This window comes from Rhodococcus sp. IEGM 1330, from assembly GCF_033142445.1.
Taxonomy (GTDB): Bacteria; Actinomycetota; Actinomycetes; order Mycobacteriales; family Mycobacteriaceae; genus Rhodococcoides.
This window is the reverse complement of sequence record NZ_JAWLSB010000001.1, coordinates 511,036-527,238: the sequence shown is the minus strand read 5'-3', so window position 1 is coordinate 527,238 and position 16,203 is coordinate 511,036. Positions and strand designations below refer to the sequence as shown.

The window sequence follows — 16,203 nt, the reverse complement described above, 5'->3', positions numbered from 1 at the left end:
TCACGAACCCTTGGTAACCACTATTCCAGTCCGGCGCGAACGATGCTCAATATCTCTGTCGAAAGCGCGTCGACATCCGCTGCGGTGCGTGCTTCGACATTGAGTCGAAGCAGCGGTTCCGTGTTCGATGCCCGCAGGTTGAACCAGGCACCGTCGGCCAGCTCGACCGTCACCCCGTCGAGGCGGTCGATTCCGGCGGTTCGATCGGCGAAGGCCTCGAGCACCGCCTCGGTCCGTTCGGCAGCGTCGTCCACCGTCGAGTTGATCTCCCCCGACGCGCTGTAGGTCTCGTAGGTGGCCATCATTTCCGACAACGGGCGATCCTGTGCACCGAACGCAGCGAGAACGTGCAGGGCAGCGAGCATGCCGGAGTCTGCTCCCCAGAAGTCACGGAAGTAGTAGTGCGCAGAGTGCTCTCCGCCGAATATGGCTCCGGTGTCGGCCATCTGCTGCTTGATGAAAGAGTGCCCCACTCGGGTGCGAACCGGCGTTCCACCGAGCTTTTCCACCAGCTCCGGCACCGCGCGGGAGGTGATCAGATTGTGGATGACGACCGCGCCCGGCTCCTTGGCCAGCTCGCGCTCGGCCACCAGGCAGGTCACGGCCGATGGTGACACCGGGTCGCCCTTTTCGTCGACGACGAAGCACCGATCGGCGTCGCCGTCGAAGGCAAGTCCGATCTCGGAACCGGTCTCGACGACGAAACGCTGCAGGTCCACCAGGTTCGCTGGGTCGAGCGGATTGGCCTCGTGGTTGGGAAAGCTGCCGTCGAGCTCGAAGAACAAAGGCTCGATCGTCACCGGCAGCGGCGCGAATACGGCGGGCACGGTGTGGCCGCCCATGCCGTTGCCTGCATCCACTGCGATCTTCATGGAGCGAATACCCGACAGATCGACCAGGTCGCGCAAGAACTGGGCGTACTCGGCCAGCACGTCACGAGACGTCACCGTCCCGGCCTGGCCGTCGAACTCCGGTACCCCGTCCACCAATTCGGCTTTGACCGTGGCCAAGCCGGTGTCCTGGCCCACGGGCTTCGCACCGGCGCGGCAGAGCTTGATCCCGTTGTACTTCGCCGGATTGTGACTGGCGGTGAACATCGCTCCCGGACACTCGAGCAAGCCGGAGGCGAAGTAGAGCTGATCGGTCGACGCCAGCCCGATGTGCACCACGTCGAGGCCTTGAGCGGTGACGCCGTCGGCGAACGCCCGTGACAGTGCGGGCGAGGAATCCCGCATGTCGTGGCCGATGACGACCGAGCGCGCGGCCCCTGCCTCGTCGCGAACCAATCGTGCGAACGATGCACCGACGTCACGCACGAACGCCTCGTCGATCTGCTCACCTACGACGCCACGGACGTCGTAGGCCTTGATGACGGCGTTGACGGACTCTGCGGTACGGGCCACGAAGATTCTCCTGATGATCGTTGACGACGACGCCGCACATCGGCGTCGGATTATCGAGCGTCGGTAGCGGTGCGATCCACACCAAGTATCGGCAGACCATTGCGGTCCGTTTCAGTCCTGCTCCTCGAACCTTGCCAGACGGCCGACGGACCGGCCAGTCGGACCGATGCACACCACACTCTGTGTGCTCGGGCGGCTCAGGACGTGGGGTCGGGAAGAACTCGAAGGTGCCCGCGCCTGCCCGTTCGGACGGCCGGAACGGATCGGCGTTCGGTGTCGAACGACCGAGAGACCGAGCGGTCGGCGCTCTCGCGATCCTCGGAGCGGACGCGATCGCCGCGACCCGCCTCGCGTACGGCCTCCGCGAGAGCCGTCAGATCGTCCTCGTCGGGGCTCGACGTCGAGTAGCCGCCTTCGTAACGCATCAGTTCCCAGCCCTTGGGAGCGGTGGTGGTCGACGCGTGCACCTCGCACAGATCCCAGGAATGCGGTTCGTCGACTGTGGCCAGCGGCCCGACGACGGCGGTGGAATCGGAGTAGACGTATGTGAGCGTCGCAACGGCAGAACGGTTGCAACCAGGCCTGCAGCAGCCACGCAGTGATCTCACGAGTGCAGAGTATCCGGTGGGTGCAACCGACCGAACGACCGACACACCGGACGAGCGCGATAACCTCCCCCTATGCCTCGATTCTCATCCGCGCGCAGGATCACCTCTCGGTCCGTGGCTCGGCACGGCCGCGGCGTCCGCGGACCGGTTCTGCCCGAGGACATCCCGGCCAGGCGCTCACGAGCCGAGAAGTTCGACCGGCTGGTGCTCGAGGCATTCGCGCGGATCGATCATCGGTGGCACGAGAAGCTCTCGAAGCTCGACATCGCCGTGGACGAGGTACCCAAGATCAGGGCGTTGGATCCGGAATCGGTGACGTGGCCACCCGAGGTGGTGGCGGAAGGTCCGGTACCGCTCTCGCGATTGGTACCCGCCGGCATCGACAAGCGCGGGGAGACGACACGCGCCAGGGTGGTGCTGTTCCGGCGACCGCTGGAACGGCGCGCCAAGCACCCGGAGGACTTGGAAGATCTGTTGTTCGAAGTTCTGGTCGAGCAAGTGGCGACGTATCTCGGCATCGACCCCGACGAGGTCGATCCTTCCGGGGAGTGATCGATACGTCCGGAGATGGAACCGAACTACTCAGCCGATTCCGCGCTTGAGCCTGCGACGCTCCCGCTCGGACAGCCCGCCCCAGATACCGAACCGCTCGTCGTTGGCGAGCGCGTACTCGAGGCACTCGTCCTTGACCTCACAGCCGAGGCAGATGCGCTTGGCCTCGCGGGTGGAGCCACCCTTTTCCGGGAAGAAGGCCTCGGGGTCGGTCTGCGCACACAGAGCGCGCTCCTGCCACTGGTCCTCGATCTCCTCGAACATCTCGTCGAAACCCGCGACGAGACTGAGGAACGGCTTGGCTGGTGGAACCGACTCGGCGACGAACGGCATCGAGTCGACGTCGGAATCCGAATCCAGTTCGACGTCGATGACGTCGACGTCGTTGTCGGTCTCGTCCGTTGGGACGACGTATGCAGAACCCGCGTCGATCGAGACGCTCGAATCTGCGCCGATGCCGGACTCGGTTTGCGGCGCGTCGTCGACAGCGCTGAGATGTGCAGTGGGTCCGCCCCGCTGATCACGTGTCACGTGCTGGTCATACATCGCTTCCGCCTCCTCACCTGTGGTAGCGCAGATACTTTCGGTCCTCGTGTTCTCGAATACCTTGCCCCGCGCGGATATTCGATCGAGCTGGTCCAACGTGCCGGTCCGACTCTCGACCTCTACTCGACGTCCAGTCAGGGACGAACAGGAAGGGAACGAGTGTTCGAAACCAGGTTCGCTGCAATCGAACTCGTGCCGCGAACACTGAATGACATACCTGTGATTAGACACGTCCAGGTGTGTTGCGGTCAAGCCGATCGCGCAAATCCAATACCATCACATGCCCGAAATCGGCGCTCTCCCCGGATCGGAGCCCGTCCCGTGCGTGTCGCATCGGTTCTCGCCGCCACAAACGGTCGACGTGGACGTTGCGGCACCGGGTGGGCGCTCACCCCGCACCACCGCAACCCCACTAGGCTCGCGTGTTGTGAAAGTTACTGTTCTGGTCGGTGGCGTCGGTGGCGCTCGGTTTCTGCAGGGCCTGAAAACGTTGTTCGGCGACGAGCCCGAGCACGAGATCACCGCCGTGGTCAACGTCGGCGACGACGTGTGGATGCACGGACTCCGCATCTGCCCGGATCTCGACACGTGCATGTACACCCTCGGTGGAGGAATCGACACCGATCGCGGCTGGGGTCGCATCGCGGAGACCTGGAACGCTCGGGACGAGTTGGCAGCCTACGGTGCCGATCCCGACTGGTTCGGACTCGGCGACCGCGACATCGCCACGCACCTGATCCGCAGTCGTATGTTGCGCACCGGCTTTCCGCTGTCCGCCGTCACCGAAGCCCTGTGCAACCGATGGCAACCCGGAGTCCGGCTCCTGCCCGTCACCGACGATCGCTCCGAGACGCACGTCGTCGTCACCGATCCCGACGACCCGAGCGGTGAGCAGCAGCGCGCAATTCACTTCCAGGAGTGGTGGGTTCGGTACCGCGCACAGATTCCGACCCACAGCTTCGCCAACATCGGGGCCGAACAGGCAACTCCGGCACCGGGAGTCGTCGAGGCGATCGCCGAGGCCGACGCCGTCGTCCTCGCGCCGTCCAATCCGGTGGTGAGCGTCGGCGCGATCCTCGCGGTGCCGGGAATCCGCGGGGCGCTTCGCACGACGGCCGCCAAGGTGGTCGGCCTCTCCCCCGTCGTCGACGGTAAGCCGTTGCGCGGCATGGCCGACGAGTGCCTGTCCGTCATCGGAGTCGAGACCACGGCGGAGGCGGTGGGCCGCCACTACGGAAGTCGAAGCGGCACCGGCATTCTCGACGCATGGCTGGTGCACACCACCGATACGGCAGTCGTCGACGGAGTGGACGTACAGTCGGTTCCGTTGCTGATGACCGACCCCGAGACCACAGCAGCCATGGCCCGCACCGCTCTGCGCGCAGCCGGACTCGACCTGTGACCGACACTCGCGATCCCGATTCGATCCGGTCGGCACCCGGGGATCACGCTCCGGGCGGCTCGATCGAAATACTGCCGGTGACCGGGCTCCCCGAGTTCCGGCCCGGCGACGACTTGGCGGCAACCGTTGCGGACCGAGCGCCGTGGTTGCGTGACGGCGACATCCTGATCGTCACCAGCAAGATCATCTCCAAGGTCGAGGGCCGTCTGGTGCAGGCACCCCGTGATGCGGACGAGCGAGATGCCGCCCGCAGAGTCCTCGTGGAGCAGGAAGCCGTGCGCATCGTCGCACGCAAGGGCCGAACCCTCATCACCGAGAATCGACTCGGCATCGTGCAGGCCGCGTCGGGAATCGACGGCTCCAACGTCGACGGCGGCGAACTGGCGCTGCTGCCCGAGAACCCCGACGCCAGTGCCGCAGCGCTTCGCACTGCACTCGGTGCGCTGCTGGGGGTGACGGTCGCCGTGGTCGTCACCGACACCATGGGACGGGCATGGCGGATCGGCCAGACCGACGCCGCCATCGGTGCTGCGGGCCTGAGCGTCGTACATGCATACGCCGGAGCCGAGGACGGTCAGGGAAACGAGCTCGTCGTCACCGAGGTCGCGATCGCCGACGAGCTCGCTGCCGCGGGCGATCTGGTGAAGGGGAAACTCGGCGGGGTTCCGATCGCCGTCGTACGCGGACTGACTCCCGTCGACGACGGTTCCACCGCCGCGACGCTGCTGCGCGGCGGCGAGGACGATCTGTTCTGGCTCGGCACCACCGAGGCACTCGATCGTGGTCGACGCGAGGCGCTGCTACTCCGACGGTCGGTGCGCTCGTTCACCGACGAACCGGTCGATCCCGAAGCCGTTCGTTCGGCCGTGGCCGATGCCCTCACCGCCCCGGCCCCGCACCACACCCGTCCGGTTCGGTTCGTCTGGGTCAGGACCCCCGCTGTGCGGCGCCGGCTGCTCGAGACGATGCGTGAGCAATGGCGTACCGATCTGGCCGGCGACGGACTGAGCGAGGAGCGGATCGCCGCCAGACTCGGCCGCGGCGACATCTTGTTCGACGCCCCCGAAATCGTGATCCCGTTCTGTGTGCCCGACGGCGCGCACTCGTACCCCGACGAGCGGCGTCGAACCGCGGAGGACACGATGTTCACCGTCGCCGTCGGTGCGGCCGTCCAAGGGCTGCTCGTCGCCCTCGCTGTGCGTGAACTGGGCAGCTGCTGGATCGGTTCGACGATTTTCGCCGCCGATACCGTGCGCGCCGAACTCGGCCTGCGCGCGGACTGGAAAGCGATGGGAGCCATCGCAATCGGGCACCCCAGCGAATCGCTGACCGTTCGAGATCCGGTGGTCCCCGGGTCCACGCTGCTGGAGCTCTGAGTCGTGTCCACGCCCACGCCGCCTCATTCGACACTGTGGCACTCGGCTGAAACGACACTCGACCGATGGGCACCGTCGGACTCGGGCGAGGAATCGCTTCGGCACACCATGCTGGCGTTTCTCGACAGCAACCCGAACGCCTGTCTGCGCGCCAACGAGGCCGGCCATTTCACCGCGTCCTCGCTGGTACTCGACACGTCGGGAACCCGTGTACTGCTGACGCTTCATCCCAAGGTCGGTCGGTGGATTCAACTCGGCGGCCACTGCGAACCGACGGACGAGACGGTTGTCGACGCAGCGCTACGGGAGGCCACCGAAGAATCCGGGATCGCCGATCTGACGATCGATCCGATTCTGCTCTCCGCCCACACGCACCCGATCACCTGCTCGCTCGGCAAGCCGACGCGGCACCTCGACCTGAGGTTTCTGGTCCGGGCTCCGGACGGCGCGCGAGCAGTACGCAGCGAGGAATCGACGGATCTGCGCTGGTGGCCGGTCGATGCCCTGCCCGACGACGCCGAGCGCGAGACGATCGACCACCTCGTCTCGCTCGCCGCACGCCGCCGGTAGCGACGAGCAGATCGGGTCAGACGTCGGTGGAGAAGCGGACTCCACCGTCGGGCAGCTTGACCCCGGGCCACACGCGCGCGCCGCGGAGCAACTCACAGCGAGCACCGATGTCGGCACCGTCGCCGATGACCGCGTCGCGCACCAGTGCGCGGGGTCCGATACGGGCACCGAAGCCGAGAATGGATCGCTCGACGACGGCCCCTGCTTCGACGATCGCACCGTCGAACACGACGGCACCGTCGAGGCGTGCACCCGCCCCGATCTCGGCACCGCGTCCGACGACGGTTCCACCGATCAGCAAGGCACCCGGTGCCACGCCTGCACCCGGATGAACCAACGATTCGCCGCGATCACCGTGCAGTGCCGGCGACGGCGCGATGCCGCGCACCAGATCGGCCGAGCCCTTGACGAAATCCTCCGGTGTTCCCATGTCGCGCCAGTACGCACTGTCGACGTGCCCGTAGACCTTCTTGTCCTCGGCGAGCAAGGCAGGGAACACCTCTCGCTCCACCGACACCGGGCGGTCGGACGGAATGGACTCGATGATCTCGCGCTTGAAGACGTAGCAGCCCGCATTGATCTGATCGGTCGGCGGGTCCTGAGTCTTTTCGAGAAACGCTGTCACTCGGCCGGATTCGTCCGTCGGCACGCAACCGAACGCGCGCGGGTCACCGACGCGAACCAGATGCAACGTGACATCGGCGTCGGTGGTCCGATGCGTATCGAGTACCGCTGTCAGATCGGTGCCGCCCAGGACGTCACCGTTGAAGACCATGACGTTCTCGGCGCGCAGACGCGGCAGTACGTTTCTGATTCCTCCGCCGGTGCCCATCGGCTCGGTCTCGAAGACGTACTCGAGTTCGATACCGAGCGAGGATCCGTCCCCGAAATGCTGCTCGAACACTTCGGCTTTGAACGATGTACCGAGAACCACGTGCTCGATACCCGCGGCCTTGATGCGTGCCAGCAGGTGCGTGAGAAACGGCAGCCCTGCGGTGGGGAGCATCGGCTTGGGTGCCGAGAGCGTCAGCGGCCGGAGCCGAGTTCCCTTGCCGCCGACCAAGATGACTGCGTCGGTACGTGCGGCGACCGATGTGGAACTATCCGACATGTCCAGCCTCTGTTCTCTCGTCCGATTCTCGTCCGTCAACTGCTCGCGCCCGAAGCGCCGAGGCCACAACGATCTTCGAGCGAAGACCGAGACCGCCACGCAGGGCCCATCGTAAGGGAGCTTGCCACGTCCGGTCGTGCCGATCGGCCTGGAAGCGGTACGCACTGGTGTGATGTGCGGGCAACATCACTTCCGGATGCCGTCCTGCCGCATGGCCTTTCGAATGGGTCACCTCGACATCGGGAACGTAGACGTTGTGCCAGCCCGCTCTGCCGAGCCGGTCGCCGAGATCCACGTCCTCCATGTACATGAAGTAGCGCGAGTCGAATCCACCGATCGAGTCGAATGCCGAACGCCGCAGCAACAGGCAGGATCCCGACAGCCACCCCACCGGCCGCTCGCTGACCGTCTCGTTCTCCTGGCGGTATCGCTGAGTCCACGGATTTTTCGGCCAGATCTTTCCGAGTACAGCGTGGCCGGCTCCGGACGTGAGATCGGGCACCGACCGTGCCGACGGGTACCGCGAGCCGTCGGGCTCGCGAATGAGCGGTCCGAGGGCACCCGCCCGTGGCCACCGCGCAGCAGCGTCGAGCAGGCCGTCGAGGGATCCGGGATGCCACCGCACGTCGGGATTGGCCACGACGACGAACTCGATGTCGGGGTCGATCTCGGCCACCGCGCGATTGACGGCTGCGCCGTAGCCGATGTTCGCGCCGGTGCGCAGCAACTCAGCCTCCTCGAACGCGAGCTCGGCTGCCTCGGGAGTGCCGTCGACCGAGCCGTTGTCCGCCATGATCACCCGAAGGGGACGCGTCGTCGCCTCACGTAGAGACGTCAGGAACTGGTCAAGGTATTCGCCGGGTGAATAGGTCACCGTCACCACGGCCAGCTCGGAACTCACGCGGGCAAGACTAGCCCGATCTCGCGTCGAACCCTCATGGCGACTGCATCAAGGCTGCTGTCAACGCGTCCGACCACGGCCGCGCCGGGGTCAAACCGGCATCGACCCACGCGGTCGGTGAGAGCACCGAATACGCGGGCCGAGGTGCCGGAACCACATATTCGGCGCTCGAGCACGGCTGGACTCGCTCGGGATCGGCACCGATCCCCGCGAACACCGCGCGTGCGAGGTCGAACCAGCTGGCCTGCCCCGCATTGGTGTAGTGCAGCGTGCGTGCGCGCACAGCAGGGTCGGATTCGATCTCGAGCAGGCCCGACGCCAGATCGAGGGCGAACGTGGGCGAACCGATCTGATCGTTCACCACCGAGATCGTCTCGCGCTCGCCTTCGAGTCGGCGCATCGTGGTCACGAAATTCTTGCCCGTGTTGTCGTACACCCAGGCGGTCCGCACGACCACGGCCTCGGGCAGCTCCTCGTGCACGGCGAGCTCGCCGGCGAGCTTGGTGCGTCCGTACGCCGACTGCGGTGCGGTCTTCGCATCGACCTCGTACGGTTCGTTTGCTGTGCCGTCGAACACATAATCGGTGGAGACGTGGATCAACCGGGCTCCGACACGCCCGCAGGCGCGCGCGAGATTTCGAGGGCCGTCCGCGTTGACCGCCGACGCCGTGGCCTCGTCGGTCTCGGCGGCATCGACAGCGGTGTACGCAGCACAGTTGATCACCGTTGCCCCCGCACTCACCGCGGCAGCCACGGCGTCGGGGTCGGTGATGTCCAGGTCGGCGGAGGAATATCCGGACACCTCGACACCGTCACCTCGTTCGGAGGCGAGAGACATCACTCGGCGGCCCAACTGGCCGTGTGCACCGGTCACCACGATCGCATTCACGGTTGCCAAGTGTGGCACGCCGCGTTCGCTTCGGCGAGGCAGCGACCGGCGACAAGTAACCTTCGAACGGCGGGGGGAGAACAACGAAGTAGGCGGGTGTTTCAGACCGGCCGGAAACGAGAGAGGGTCGTCACGGTGCCACGAGATCCAGGCACGCCCGGAGGTGAGCGCACTCCCCCGCCGAGGCGGAGCGCTCCCCGGCGAACCGACGGTCCCCGAGCGCGCACCAGGGGCCGCCCCAGCGATCACGGGGCCGCTGCCCACCGATACGGCGAGGACGAACTCCGCGGAGAACGCCGCACCGGAGAGCGCAGACAGGGCGCTCCCAGCGAACGCGTAGGTCGATCGCGCCGGCCGGATCGGCGCAGCCCTCGCGGTGGCGTCGAGCGACCCGAGTCCGACGGCAGGTCGCCTCGCGCCGGCAGTACCCGGTGGCCCGCGACCCACGTCGCGGTCGCAGTGCTCTCGATCCTCGTCCTGCTGGTGACCGGTTTCGCATGGCGCAGTGTCGACAGCCTGCGTTCCAACATCGCCACCGCGGGTGGCCTCGGTCTCGGCGGAGCCGCCGACGGTGCCGTCGACATCCTGATGGTCGGCACCGACAGTCGTACCGATGCCCACGGCAAGGCGTTGTCGCCCGCGGAACTCGCGTCCCTCAACGCCGGCGAAGAGGTGGCGTCCAACACCGACACGATCGTGCTGATCCGCGTCCCGAACGACGGTTCGTCGGCCACCGCGATCTCCATCCCGCGAGACTCGTACGTCGAGGTACCCGGCATCGGAATGTCGAAGATCAACGCTGCGTACGGCGCGACCAAGGAGAACAAGCGGCTCGAATTGGTGGAGCAGGGTGTCACGGACGCCGATGCCGAATCCCAGGCCACCGAAGCCGGGCGCGAGGCCCTCATCGACTCGGTCGCCAACCTCACCGGCATCACCGTCGATCACTATGCCGAGGTCGGTCTGCTCGGCTTCGTGCTGCTGACCGATGCCGTCGGCGGTGTCGAGACGTGCCTGAACAACCCTGTGCAGGAACCACTGTCGGGTGCGAACTTCCCGGCGGGCGAGCAGAAGCTCTCCGGTTCGCAGGCTCTGAGTTTCGTTCGACAGCGGCACGATCTTCCCCGCGGAGATCTGGACCGCATCGTGCGCCAGCAAGTGTTCATGGCCTCGCTCGTGCGGAGCGTGCTCAGCGCCAAGACGCTGAGCAACCCCGGCAAACTGGGCCAACTCAGCACCGCGGTGCAGCGATCGGTGACGCTCGATTCCGATTGGGACATTCTGCAGTTCGCCACTCGCTTGCAGGATCTCGCCGGTGGCAAGGTCAAGTTCGAGACGATCCCGGCAGTCGACATCAATGCGACGACCGACTACGGCGAATCGATCGTCCAGGTCGATCCGGCGGCGGTGCAGAAGTACGTCGCAGGGCTGCTCGGCGACGGCAATTCGGCAGAGACCAACGCCGAGGATTCGGACGCACCGGTTGTCGATCCGTCGACGGTGACGGTGGACGTCGCGAACGACAGCGGAATCGACGGACTCGCCAACGGTGTCGCCGGTTCGCTGACAGCACTGGGATACGTCGGCGGCACCATCGGAAATTACGAGGGCTCGTCCATCTCCGCGAGCCGCATCCAGGCCGCGGACGTCGACAGTGATGCCGCACGCGCCGTTTCGGCGGCCCTGGGCGATCTGCAGATCACCGCCGACGACTCGCTGCAGGCGGACACTGTGCGCGTGGTCCTCGCGAACGACTATGCGGGGCCCGGCTCGGGCCAGGCCGCGACTGCGGAAACCATTGCTCCCGAATCGGGTACGGCGGTTCCCGAGGCACCGGCGGCTCCGATCGACGCCGGTTCCACCGGTCCGATGTGCGTCAACTGATCGGTGCCGCTCACAGCGTGTGAATCGGTGTCCTCGAGCGTCATCTAGGGTCGTGGGGTGGCTTCGAATCTGACTCAGACCCTGCTCGACCCGATTCTCGCCGCCGATCCGGCCGGTCCGCGCGTCACGTTCTACGACGATGCGACCGGTGAGCGGGTCGAGGTGTCGGCCCTTACCCTCGCGAACTGGGCGGCCAAGACCGCCAATCTGTTGCGCGACGAGTTCGCTTTCGAGGTGGGCGGCAGGGTGAGTGTGCTGTTGCCCGCGCATTGGCAAACGGCCGCGGCGCTGCTGGGAATCTGGTGGGCAGGCGGCGAGGTGGTCATCGGGGCCGACGACTCCGCAGACGTGGCGATGGTGTCGGGTGATCGGCTCGACGAGTCTCCCGAGGCAGACGAGGTGCTGGCGTTCTCGCTCGACGCATTCGGCAAGGCAGTCCCCGATCTGCCGATCGGTATGACCGATTACGCAACGTCGGTGCGGGTGCACGGCGATCAGTTCAGGGTCACGGGTTCCGGGAGCGCAGGCGCGGCGCTGGACGGGCGTTCGGTGGACGAGGTACTCGCTGCCGCTCGTGAGCGAGCCGACGCACGATCGTGGACGGCCTCGGACCGGGTCATGTCCAGCGCGTCCTGGACCACAGCCGACGAGCTGATCGACGGTCTGCTTTCGGTTCTCGTCGTGGGTGCGTCACTGGTTCAGGTGGCCAATTCGGACGAGGCGAAGTCGCAGCGGCGCGCCGAGACCGAGAAGGTCACCGCCACTGTTTCTCAGCCGGGCTGACGGTAGCCACCGTCGGCGAGTCCGGCCTCTATCTCGTACTTGTTCGCCGGGCCCCGATGTCGCGCTTCTTCGGCGAGGTAGCGGAACGGGAAGGTGAGCCCGAAGTTGGCCCATTGGTCTGCATGTACGGCCTCGTGCCGCAGTACCCGCCGGGCGGTGTTGCCCTTCGTCAGATAGGCACCGCCGAATGTCGTTCCGCCGCGGCCGAATCCACCGCGCAGCCCGGTGCACACGAACAGGGAGAATTCGTCGTCGAAGCGCGCCGTACCGCGCCAGAGCCGGGCGTACAGCAACGCCAGCCGCGTCACGAACATGGACTGCCGACTACCGCGACCCGCGCGCCTGATCTGCTCACTCCGCGACACGGCTGCGCTCACCCGAGCAGAGTGGTGCGCAGCGCTTTGTCCTTCTCCAGCACCATGGCCTCGAGGGACTCCTGGAACGCAGACATCCGTTCTTGCAGAGCCGGATCGGATGCACCGAGAATCCGGACCGCGAGCAGCCCTGCGTTGCGTGCACCACCGATGGAGACCGTGGCCACGGGAACACCGGCAGGCATCTGAACGATCGAGAGCAGCGAGTCCATACCGTCGAGATACTTCAGGGGCACCGGAACGCCGATGACCGGCAGCGGTGTCGCCGACGCGACCATGCCGGGCAGGTGGGCCGCTCCCCCGGCCCCGGCGATGATCACCCGGATCCCGCGGCGTGCGGCCTCGCGGGCGTAGTCGAGCATGCGCTGCGGGGTGCGGTGCGCCGAGACGACGCCGACCTCGAACCGAATTCCGAACTCCGCGAGCGCTTCTGCCGCGGCTTCCATCGTCGGCCAATCGGAGTCGCTGCCCATGATCAGGCCGACGGCAGGCTGGGAAGAAGAGGTGTTGTCAGTCATCGTGAGGGTCCCATCCGTCGGTCCATTCGGCGTGCGACATCCAGTGCGCTGCGCGTTCGGCTCGCTCGCGAACCGAGGCCACGTAGGCGGGGTCGGCGAGCGAACCCGACTGCGCGCCCAGGATGTTCACGTGGCCGATCTTGCGATCCTTGCGCTCGCCCTTGCCGTACAGATGCACTTTCGCATCGGGCATGCGGGCGAACAGGTGATGCAGCCGCTCGTCCATCGTCATCTCGGGGGCCTCGGGCGCGCCCAGAATGTTGGCCATCACCGTCAGCGGAGCGAGTGGATCGGTGTCACCGAGCGGGTAGTCGAGTACCGCACGTAGGTGCTGCTCGAACTGCGAGGTGCGGCACCCGTCCATGGTCCAGTGTCCGGAGTTGTGGGGTCGCATGGCGAGTTCGTTCACCAGGAGCTTTCCCGAGGTGGTCTCGAACAGTTCGACCGCGAGGTCTCCGACGACGCCGAGCGCACCTGCGATGTCGAGGGCCAGCCTGCCTGCGAACGTGGCCACGTCCTCGTCGAGGTCGGGAGCCGGTGCCAGCACCACCGCGCACTGACCGTTGCGCTGCACCGTCTGCACGACGGGCCACGCAGCTCCCTGGCCGAACGGTGATCGTGCGACCATGGCCGACAACTCGCGGCGCATGGCGACCTTCTCCTCCACCATGAGCGGTACACCCAGGTCGAGTTGGGCAGTGACGATCGCCTCGGCTTCCTCGGCGTCGGCGGGCATCCAGACACCGCGCCCGTCGTATCCGCCGCGAACTGCCTTGAGCACCACCGGCCACCCGTGCTCGTCTCCGAACGCAATCGCGTCCTGCGCCCACGAGACCTCGGCGTAGGCGGGACCGGGCGCGCCGAGTTCGGCGAGCTTGCGACGCATGCGCAGTTTGTCCTGGGCGAAAATCAACGCGCTCGGGGGCGGTTGTACGTTGACGCCTTCTGCCACGAGAGTCTCGAGGTGCTCGGTGGGCACCTGCTCGTGATCGAAGGTGAGCGCATTGGAACCGGTCGCGGCTGTGCGCAGCGCATCGAGATCGTCGTGGTGCCCGAAGACGACATCGGGGCTGACCTGAGCTGCCGGCTCGTCGGCACCCGCGGCGAGGACGCGAAGAGTCTGTCCGAGCTCGATGGCGGACTGGTGAGTCATTCGGGCGAGCTGACCGCCGCCGATCATCGTCACCACGGGCATTCCGGTCGACGACGGGCGCGCAGCAGTGGGGCGCGGTTCGGTACCTGTCACGGCTCACCATGGTGTCATGTCGCATGCATTCGGTCCGACCCGGCGTCTGGCACGGAAGACCGCACGGTGGGCGAGGACCTGTGTAAACCCTGATGATCGGAGCCTCGGTTCGGCGAAACCGGAGTGTGTTTCGTAGACTTCACCGTTGTGCCGACGATCGCAAGCGTGCTTCAACGCTTACCCACGCCCATTCGGGACCTCGCGATTCGGCACAGTGAGCTGATCAAGTTCGCCATCGTGGGTGGCACGACGATGGTCTTCGACCTCGTCATCTTCTATTCGCTGAGCCTGACGGTGCTCGAGCAGAAGCCGGTGATCGCCAAGATCATCTCGGGTGTCCTCGCCACCCTGCTCAGCTACTTCCTCAACCGCGAGTGGGCCTTCAAGCATCGCGGCGGACGCGAGCGGCACCACGAGGCACTGCTCTTCTTCGCGATCAGCGGCATCGGCGTGCTCATCGCAGCCGGTCCCCTGTGGATCGCGAACAACGTCTTCGACATTCGCGACACCAGCGAGTCCCTGACGACGGTGGTCATCATCGACTTCGTCCTCAACTACATCATCGGCAACCTGCTGCAGATGGCATTCCGGTTCTGGGCACTGCGCCGCTTCGCTTTTCCCGAGGACAACGCGCGCACGATCTTGGAAGTGGACGCCGAACGCAAAGAGGACCCGACCGACGCAGCGGACGCACTCGACCAACCCTGAGACGCCTCAGCGCGGTTCGCGCCGAGGCACGGCAGGCGACGGTTCACGCCACGCAGGCAGAAACACCGAGAAGAGCGCGGGACGGCGTCGCTGCAATTCCAGCCTGCCGCCGTCCGCCTCGATCAGCGCCCGGGCCAGAGCGAGGCCTACGCCGGTGGAACCGGCTCCGGAGAATCCGCGGTCGAAGATGTGCGGGGCAAGTTCGTTGCTCACCCCTGGCCCCTCGTCCGAGACCTCGACGCAGACCAGTCGTTCACGGCGTCGCTCGGTGCTCTCGACGGCCGAGACGGCTCGAACCGCCACCGTGCACGCCCCGCCTCCGTGCACCAGAGAATTGTCGACCAGCACCGAGACTGCCTCGCGCAACCGCGATCCGGTCACCGAGGCCTTCAGATCCACGTCACCCTTGATCACCAGCGTCCGGCCCACGTCCTCGAAGTTTCGCTGCCATTCGACGACGGTGCCGATCAATTCCTCGACGACCGAGACCTCGTGCGCGTCGGCCGCGCCGTCACTACGAGAAGATCGAACGAGCTCGTCGATGGCAAGGGTCAGTCGGTCCACCTGATCCATCGCCTCGTTGGCCTCGTCGACCACCGCCGGATCCGGGTGCGTGGAAATTTCGTCCAGGCGTAGGCGGACGGCGGTCAGGCGGCTGCGAAGCTGATGCGAGACATCGGCGACCAACGTGTGTTCACGTTGCAGCCGCCCGGCGATCTCGACGGTCGCCGAATCGAGAACCTCCGAGACCCGATCGAGTTCTGCGATGCCGTGCCGTCGTGGGTCCGGCCGGAAGTCGCCCTCGGCCAGGCGAGCAACTCGCCGCGCCACATCCTGCAGCGGATCGGCCAGCCGCTTGGCTGTCACGACGGCCACGACGGTGCCTGCCATCGCAGAGGCGAGAACGACGAGAGTCACCGCTCCGAGCGCCTGGCGCTGAAGGGAGCGCATGTCGTCGGACGGCACTTCGAGGCGAAGCGAACCCGAGGTACCCATCGACAGCGACTCCACGAGCGGCCGAGGCACGGACGATTGCCCGATGTCCGCGCGCGATGCGGCATCCTCGGGGGTCGGGTAGATGACCACGAGCCGGCCACCCTGCGGGATCGCCAACCGGAGCGAGCCGATGTCGAGCTGGCCTTCGATCAGCCCAGCCGACCCTTCCTGCGAGATGATCTCCGCCGCCATTCGATCCAGGCGTGCCTGCAGGTCGTTGCGGGTGAAATCCTCCACCCACAACCAAGCGGTGTACATCAGGGGCAAACCGAGCAGCAACGCCGTCATGACGACGACAGCGAGAATCGAGACCAGAATTCGACGCCGCATCGACCG

Annotated in this window: 17 protein-coding genes; 7 read left to right on the top strand and 10 right to left on the bottom strand. The window is 66.3% G+C overall.

What is annotated here, in order from left to right; translation table 11 throughout:
• Window positions 1-20: 20 nt before the first annotated feature.
• Both R4P57_RS02355 and R4P57_RS02350 read right to left on the bottom strand, forming a co-directional pair.
• Entirely contained in the window at window positions 21-1,403 is a 1,383-nt protein-coding gene (locus tag R4P57_RS02355; RefSeq protein WP_317801304.1) for a phosphomannomutase/phosphoglucomutase, read from the bottom strand.
• A 197-nt stretch (window positions 1,404-1,600) separates the two neighbouring features.
• The gene (locus tag R4P57_RS02350; protein WP_317801303.1) at window positions 1,601-2,011 is read right to left on the bottom strand and encodes a DUF3499 domain-containing protein; all 411 of its coding nucleotides are present in this window, start codon (window positions 2,009-2,011) and stop codon (window positions 1,601-1,603) included.
• Window positions 2,012-2,083: 72 nt separating this feature from the next.
• Here R4P57_RS02350 and R4P57_RS02345 point away from each other — a divergent pair, with 72 nt between their 5' ends.
• A complete protein-coding gene (locus R4P57_RS02345; protein WP_317801302.1) occupies window positions 2,084-2,563 on the top strand; it encodes a metallopeptidase family protein in 480 nt (159 codons plus the stop codon).
• Window positions 2,564-2,593: 30 nt separating this feature from the next.
• On the opposite strand, the gene R4P57_RS02340 is transcribed toward R4P57_RS02345, so the two are convergent.
• Window positions 2,594-2,827 carry a WhiB family transcriptional regulator gene (locus R4P57_RS02340; RefSeq protein ID WP_027496498.1) on the bottom strand — a complete coding sequence of 78 codons (234 nt, stop codon included), beginning with the start codon at window positions 2,825-2,827 and terminating at the stop codon, window positions 2,594-2,596.
• Between the two features lie 709 nt (window positions 2,828-3,536).
• On the opposite strand from R4P57_RS02340, the gene cofD reads away from it, so the two are divergent.
• From cofD to R4P57_RS02325, 3 genes are all read left to right on the top strand, one after another.
• Window positions 3,537-4,511: a 2-phospho-L-lactate transferase gene (gene cofD / locus R4P57_RS02335; RefSeq protein ID WP_317801301.1), complete on the top strand. Its 975-nt coding sequence runs from the start codon at window positions 3,537-3,539 to the stop codon at window positions 4,509-4,511.
• Window positions 4,508-5,887: a coenzyme F420-0:L-glutamate ligase gene (locus R4P57_RS02330; RefSeq protein WP_317801300.1), complete on the top strand. Its 1,380-nt coding sequence runs from the start codon at window positions 4,508-4,510 to the stop codon at window positions 5,885-5,887. The genes cofD and R4P57_RS02330 overlap by 4 nt, the downstream gene beginning before the upstream one ends.
• Window positions 5,888-5,995: 108 nt before the next feature.
• Window positions 5,996-6,457 carry an NUDIX hydrolase gene (locus R4P57_RS02325; RefSeq protein ID WP_317801670.1) on the top strand — a complete coding sequence of 154 codons (462 nt, stop codon included), beginning with the start codon at window positions 5,996-5,998 and terminating at the stop codon, window positions 6,455-6,457.
• Between the two features lie 16 nt (window positions 6,458-6,473).
• Here the strand turns inward: R4P57_RS02325 and R4P57_RS02320 are convergent, their stop codons facing one another.
• From R4P57_RS02320 to rfbD, 3 genes are read right to left on the bottom strand one after another with little or no spacing between them, the layout of a single operon-like run.
• Window positions 6,474-7,568 carry an NDP-sugar synthase gene (locus tag R4P57_RS02320; protein WP_317801299.1) on the bottom strand — a complete coding sequence of 365 codons (1,095 nt, stop codon included), beginning with the start codon at window positions 7,566-7,568 and terminating at the stop codon, window positions 6,474-6,476.
• Window positions 7,558-8,469: a glycosyltransferase family 2 protein gene (locus R4P57_RS02315; RefSeq protein ID WP_317801298.1), complete on the bottom strand. Its 912-nt coding sequence runs from the start codon at window positions 8,467-8,469 to the stop codon at window positions 7,558-7,560. Before R4P57_RS02315 ends, R4P57_RS02320 begins: the two co-directional genes overlap by 11 nt.
• Before the next feature lie 34 nt (window positions 8,470-8,503).
• The gene (gene rfbD, locus R4P57_RS02310; protein WP_317801297.1) at window positions 8,504-9,358 is read right to left on the bottom strand and encodes a dTDP-4-dehydrorhamnose reductase; all 855 of its coding nucleotides are present in this window, start codon (window positions 9,356-9,358) and stop codon (window positions 8,504-8,506) included.
• A 459-nt stretch (window positions 9,359-9,817) separates the two neighbouring features.
• On the opposite strand from rfbD, the gene R4P57_RS02305 reads away from it, so the two are divergent.
• Together R4P57_RS02305 and R4P57_RS02300 are read left to right on the top strand one after the other, a co-directional pair.
• Window positions 9,818-11,242 (top strand): LCP family protein, encoded by a 1,425-nt coding sequence (locus R4P57_RS02305; protein WP_317801669.1) that lies wholly within the window; start codon window positions 9,818-9,820, stop codon window positions 11,240-11,242.
• 57 nt (window positions 11,243-11,299) lie between these two features.
• Window positions 11,300-12,025, top strand: coding sequence for a TIGR03089 family protein (locus R4P57_RS02300; protein WP_317801296.1), 726 nt, complete (start codon window positions 11,300-11,302; stop codon window positions 12,023-12,025).
• Here the strand turns inward: R4P57_RS02300 and R4P57_RS02295 are convergent.
• From R4P57_RS02295 to R4P57_RS02285, 3 genes are read right to left on the bottom strand one after another with little or no spacing between them, the layout of a single operon-like run.
• Window positions 12,013-12,339 (bottom strand): hypothetical protein, encoded by a 327-nt coding sequence (locus R4P57_RS02295; protein ID WP_082323605.1) that lies wholly within the window; start codon window positions 12,337-12,339, stop codon window positions 12,013-12,015. The genes R4P57_RS02300 and R4P57_RS02295 overlap by 13 nt on opposite strands.
• A 59-nt stretch (window positions 12,340-12,398) precedes the next feature.
• On the bottom strand, window positions 12,399-12,917 hold the full coding sequence (purE, locus tag R4P57_RS02290; RefSeq protein ID WP_317801295.1) for a 5-(carboxyamino)imidazole ribonucleotide mutase: 519 nt from the start codon (window positions 12,915-12,917) through the stop codon (window positions 12,399-12,401).
• A complete protein-coding gene (locus R4P57_RS02285) occupies window positions 12,910-14,112 on the bottom strand; it encodes a 5-(carboxyamino)imidazole ribonucleotide synthase (protein ID WP_411742293.1) in 1,203 nt (400 codons plus the stop codon). The genes purE and R4P57_RS02285 overlap by 8 nt, the downstream gene beginning before the upstream one ends.
• Before the next feature lie 198 nt (window positions 14,113-14,310).
• Between R4P57_RS02285 and R4P57_RS02280 the strand changes: the two genes are divergently transcribed.
• Window positions 14,311-14,871 (top strand): GtrA family protein, encoded by a 561-nt coding sequence (locus R4P57_RS02280; RefSeq protein ID WP_317801293.1) that lies wholly within the window; start codon window positions 14,311-14,313, stop codon window positions 14,869-14,871.
• 6 nt (window positions 14,872-14,877) lie between these two features.
• Here the strand turns inward: R4P57_RS02280 and R4P57_RS02275 are convergent, their stop codons facing one another.
• The gene (locus R4P57_RS02275) at window positions 14,878-16,197 is read right to left on the bottom strand and encodes a HAMP domain-containing sensor histidine kinase (protein ID WP_317801292.1); all 1,320 of its coding nucleotides are present in this window, start codon (window positions 16,195-16,197) and stop codon (window positions 14,878-14,880) included.
• Window positions 16,198-16,203: the final 6 nt, after the last annotated feature.

Bases quoted from the DNA above. Each gene is read 5' to 3' on its own strand.
- R4P57_RS02325 (WP_317801670.1), top strand. From the start codon at position 5,996: ATGCTGGCGTTTCTCGACAGCAACCCGAACGCCTGTCTGCGCGCCAAC.
- R4P57_RS02275 (WP_317801292.1), bottom strand. From the start codon at position 16,197: ATGCGGCGTCGAATTCTGGTCTCGATTCTCGCTGTCGTCGTCATGACG.
- R4P57_RS02295 (WP_082323605.1), bottom strand. From the start codon at position 12,339: ATGTTCGTGACGCGGCTGGCGTTGCTGTACGCCCGGCTCTGGCGCGGT.
- R4P57_RS02345 (WP_317801302.1), top strand. From the start codon at position 2,084: ATGCCTCGATTCTCATCCGCGCGCAGGATCACCTCTCGGTCCGTGGCT.
- R4P57_RS02320 (WP_317801299.1), bottom strand. From the start codon at position 7,568: ATGTCGGATAGTTCCACATCGGTCGCCGCACGTACCGACGCAGTCATC.
- purE (WP_317801295.1), bottom strand. From the start codon at position 12,917: ATGACTGACAACACCTCTTCTTCCCAGCCTGCCGTCGGCCTGATCATG.
- R4P57_RS02340 (WP_027496498.1), bottom strand. From the start codon at position 2,827: ATGTTCGAGGAGATCGAGGACCAGTGGCAGGAGCGCGCTCTGTGTGCG.
- R4P57_RS02285 (WP_411742293.1), bottom strand. From the start codon at position 14,112: ATGCCCGTGGTGACGATGATCGGCGGCGGTCAGCTCGCCCGAATGACT.